The sequence below is a fragment of the Hyalangium sp. genome (genome assembly GCF_035629615.1).
Lineage (GTDB): Bacteria > Myxococcota > Myxococcia > Myxococcales > Myxococcaceae > Hyalangium.
Map to the genome: position 1 here is coordinate 1 of NZ_DASPHO010000670.1, position 4,288 is coordinate 4,288.

Consider the following 4,288-nt stretch of genomic DNA (forward strand, 5'->3'; position numbering starts at 1 on the left):
TACACGCGCTGGCGGAACTCAGGCTCGGAGCGGGCCCGGCTCGTGTCCCACGGCATCGCGCGCGCCAGCGCCCTCGCGAAGAGCTCAGGCTGGCTCACCGCCGCCAGCACCGAGAGCTCTCGCACCAGCGTGTCGGCCAGCTTCACCTCCAGCCGCACCTCCACCGCGTCGCCCTGGGAAGCCTCCCGTACCTGCTTGAACACCTGCTCCTCGTCCGCGTCATCCAGCACGTGCCAGACGATGGCCTCGTCGATGGCCTGGCGCAGCGCCATCTCCGACAGCTTCCCCTGGCGCCGCAGCTGCAGGTAGAGCCCGTAGTTGAAGTCCCGCACCGTCGGCTGCACGCGGAACTCGTTCATGTCGCACTTGAAGTCGATGGACCAGCCACCCGTGCCCTGGAAGAGCCCACCCTCGTAGCTGCGCACTCCCATGTACGCATAGCGCCGTGGGCCGTGCACGACGTCCGGCGAGCCGAACTGCGCCACCCGCTGCAGCTTCTTCTGGCTCTGGCCGTGGAGCAGCCGCCACTTCGAGAAGCCCAGCGAGAAGCCCCACGCCTCGCTCCACGTCCGGGTGTCCTGCTGGAAGTAGCTGCGCACCGCGCCCGGCTCCACCTGCTTCAGCACCTGCGCCATCCGCCCCATCACCAGCGGCGTGTGCAGCTTCTGCAGCTGTGCGTCGGTCAGCTCCAGCCGCAGCAGCGTCTGCGTGTCGGAGAGCCGGGAGTACTCGTACTGGAACCCGGCGCTGAACTTCTCCGTGGCCAGGTTCAGCAGCGCCTGCTTCACCCGGACCTTCTGCTCCTCCCACGCCTTCTTGAGCGCCGTCGCATCGGCCTCATAGTGGCTCAGCCCGAGCCGATCGAGCGCCAGGCGCAGCAGCTTCTTCTCCTCGTCACTGAGCTCCAGGGTGGCGATCTTGTCCAACAGCTTCTCGAAGTGGGAGACGCCGGGCAGCCCCACCAGCGCGGCGAGCGCGGCGTCCAGCACCTGCGGGTCCACCCCGGCCTCCACGGTGACGCCGATCTGCGCCGCGAGCTTCGCCTCGCGCGCCGCGCCCTTCTGCAGGGAGACCACCACTGCTCCGGCCTTCTCGCGCGAGAAGGTGACCATGAAGTCGTCCGTCACATGGAGGCTGCCCGTGACGGCGGCCCCCACCGTGGTCTTGATCGCCAGCAGCGTGCCCCCCGGCAGCAGGCAGCTCAGGGGGTTGAGGTTCGAGGTGAAGACATCTCCCCACTGAAGAACCACCGAGGTCTCCAGGCGCGTGCGGGCCTGGAAGCTCAGCGCCTCCTTCGGCTGGAGCTTCAGCACGTGGTCGAGCACCAGCGGCAGCCGGAGGTTGCGCGTGTCGGCGTTGATGGCGTCACGCAGCTTCTCGGTCAGCCCGTGCACGTGGTAGTCGGCCACCTGCAGCGCCACCTCACCGCTGCCGGATGCGGACAGGAAGGGCAGGGCCACCCCCGCCTGGGCCTTGGCGCGGGCGCGCACGCAGTACTTCAGCCACGCATCCTGCCCCAGCACCAGCGGCGGGCTCAGCTTGCTCGGATCCTCTTGCGCGGGCTTGTCGCCAACGACGCCATCCGCGTCGACGTCCCCGGGCGCGTTGTAGGCCTCGATGGAGGCCTCCGTGCCCCCATCCACCACGAAGGAGAGCCCCTCGAGCCCCAGGCTGATCGGCTGGTCCACCTTGACAGTGACCAGGTTGACGCGGACCTGCGAGTCCTGGAGGGACGTGTCCAGGAACAGTCCCTTGAGCTCATCCAGACTGGCCAGCTTCCATTCGAAGGACATGAACGACCTCGGTGCGTGACACGGGAACGGCGCGCCGCCTCAGCGTAGCGGAGCCCTCCGACCTTCTGTTGGAATTCCTCAGGCGCCCAGCAGCGCCGCGCCAATGAGGCCGCTGTCGTCTCCCAGCTCGGCCTCGGCGATGAGCAGCCCCTCGCGAGAGGTGGTGGAGGCCAGCGCCTGCACCCCCTCCACGATGAAGCGGCGCAGGCCCGGGCAGTTCATCAGCACCCCACCCCCGAGGATGAGCCGCGCCGGGTTGAGCACCGTCACCATGTTGGCGATGGCCATGCCCAGCATCTGCCCGGCGCGCTCGTGGATCTCCCGCGAGCCCGGATCTCCCGCCTCCGCCGCCCGCTCGAGTGTCAAGGGCGTGAGGCGCGCCGGATCTCCCTCGGCCAGCTCCGCCAGCACGGTGGAGCGCCCGGACACGAGCAGCTCGCGCGCCAGGGCAATGAGGTTGTGCCCACCCACGTAGGCCTCCAGGCACCCCAGCTCGCCGCAGCCACAGCGCCGGCCGCCGGGCACCACCTTGGTGTGGCCCAGCTCCCCCGCCACGCCCCCGCCACCTCGGACGAGCTGGCCGTTGGCGATGATGGAGCTGCCCACTCCCGAGCCCACGAAGACCACGTACACATCGTGCGCGCCCCGCCCCGCCCCGGCGTTCAGCTCGCCCCAGGCGGCGGCGGCCAGGTCATTCACCACGCGCACCGGCCTCCCGAGCCGCTCCGTCAGCATCCCCGCCAGCGGCACGTTGCGCCAGCCGAGGTTGGGGGCCACGGCGATGATGCCCGAGTCCCGGTGGATCTGCCCGGCCGCTCCCACCCCGCAGCCTCGCACCTCCACCCCGGGCGCGGCGACCATCGCGCCGGCGACGGCCTGGGCAATCACCTCCACCACGGCGGCGGGGCTGCGCTCGGTGAGCGACACCTTCGTGGAGGTGAGGATCTGGCCGTGCTCGTCCACCACGGCGGCGCGGGCGTTGGTCCCACCCAGGTCGATTCCCAGCGTCGGCATCAAGCTCTCCTCTCACCTTCTCCTTATATATGCGGTGGACGGCTAGCCGCCGACTTCGCGCTTCACCTTCTCCACGGTGCCCTCGATGAGGAGCTGGATCTCCTTGAGCCGCTCGGGGGTGCTGGCCTCGAAGCGGAGCACGAGGATGGGCTGGGTGTTGGAGGCGCGGATGAGGCCCCACCCGTCCGGGAAGGTGACGCGCACGCCGTCCACGTCGACGATCTTGTGGCCCGCGGCCCGCAACAGCTCCGTGGCGCGCTTGACGAGCTCGAACTTCTTCTCCTCGCGCGTGTCCACGCGCAGCTCCGGCGTGGCGTACGTCTTCGGCACGTCCGAGAGCAGCGCGGAGAGCTTGCGCGGCTCGTGGGTGAGGATCTCCAGCAGGCGCGCCGAGGAGTACACCGCGTCGTCGAAGCCGAAGTATCGGTTCTTGAAGAAGATGTGGCCGCTCATCTCCCCGGCCAGCTCCGCGTGCGTCTCCTTCATCTTCGCCTTGATGAGCGAGTGGCCCGCCTTCCACATCACTGGCTTGCCGCCGTGCTTCGCGATGTCGTCATAGAGGGTGTAGCTGCACTTCACCTCGCCGACGATGGCGGCGCCCGGGCTCTCCTTCAGCACGTAGCGGCTGAAGAGGATCATCAGCTGGTCACCCCAGAGGATGTTGCCCTGGTCGTCGATGACGCCAATGCGATCGCTGTCCCCGTCGTAGGCGATGCCCACCTCGGCCTTCTCGCGCTTCACCGCCTCGATGAGATCCTGGAGGTTCTCCACCACCGTGGGATCCGGGTGGTGGTTGGGGAAGGTGGCGTCCATCTCGCAGAACAAGGGCACCACGTCGAAGCCCAGGGACTGGAACAGCGGCACCGCCACCGCACCGCCGGTGCCGTTGCCCGCGTCGATGACGATGCGCATCCCCTTGCGCCCGACTTTGACGGTCTCCCGGATGAAGTGGTTGTACGGGGTGATGATGTCGTACGGGGTGACGGTGCCCGGCTTGTCGCCCTTCTCGAAGTCGCGCGCCTCGATGAGCTTGCGCAGCGCCTGGATCTCCGAGCCGTGGAACGTCGTCTTCCCCGCGCCGATCTTGAAGCCGTTGTACTCCGGCGGGTTGTGGCTGCCGGTGATCATCGCCAGCCCATCCACCGGCAGCGTGTTGGCCGCGAAGTATGTCAGCGGGGTAGGCACCACGCCCACATCCATCACATTGAGGCCGGTGGAGGTGAGGCCCTTGGCGAGGGCGTCGCGGAAGCGGGTGGAAGACTCGCGGCAGTCCCGGCCGACGGCGATGGAGCGCCCATACTGGCGGCGGATGACGGTGCCCAGGCCTTTGCCGAGCAGCTCCACCACCTCAACAGTGAGATCCTTGTCGACCAGGCCTCGGATGTCGTACTCGCGGAAGATGTGGGTATTCACGGGGTCAGTCCTCGCCCTCCCAACGGTGGGAAGGGTCATGCAAAGGGCGGCGGACTCTACACAAGCGG

The 4,288-nt window shown here is 68.5% G+C and carries 3 protein-coding genes; all 3 read right to left on the bottom strand.

Annotated features, from left to right (window positions below):
• Positions 1-1,793 (bottom strand): hypothetical protein (locus VD972_RS33960; RefSeq protein ID WP_324992955.1); only part of this gene is annotated, 1,793 nt, incomplete at its 3' end.
• Between the two features lie 78 nt (positions 1,794-1,871).
• Complete coding sequence (locus VD972_RS33965; RefSeq protein ID WP_324992956.1) at positions 1,872-2,807, bottom strand: ROK family protein; 936 nt, start codon at positions 2,805-2,807, stop codon at positions 1,872-1,874.
• 42 nt (positions 2,808-2,849) lie between these two features.
• A complete protein-coding gene (locus tag VD972_RS33970; RefSeq protein ID WP_324992957.1) occupies positions 2,850-4,220 on the bottom strand; it encodes a phosphomannomutase/phosphoglucomutase in 1,371 nt (456 codons plus the stop codon).
• Between the last annotated feature and the right edge of the window lie 68 nt (positions 4,221-4,288).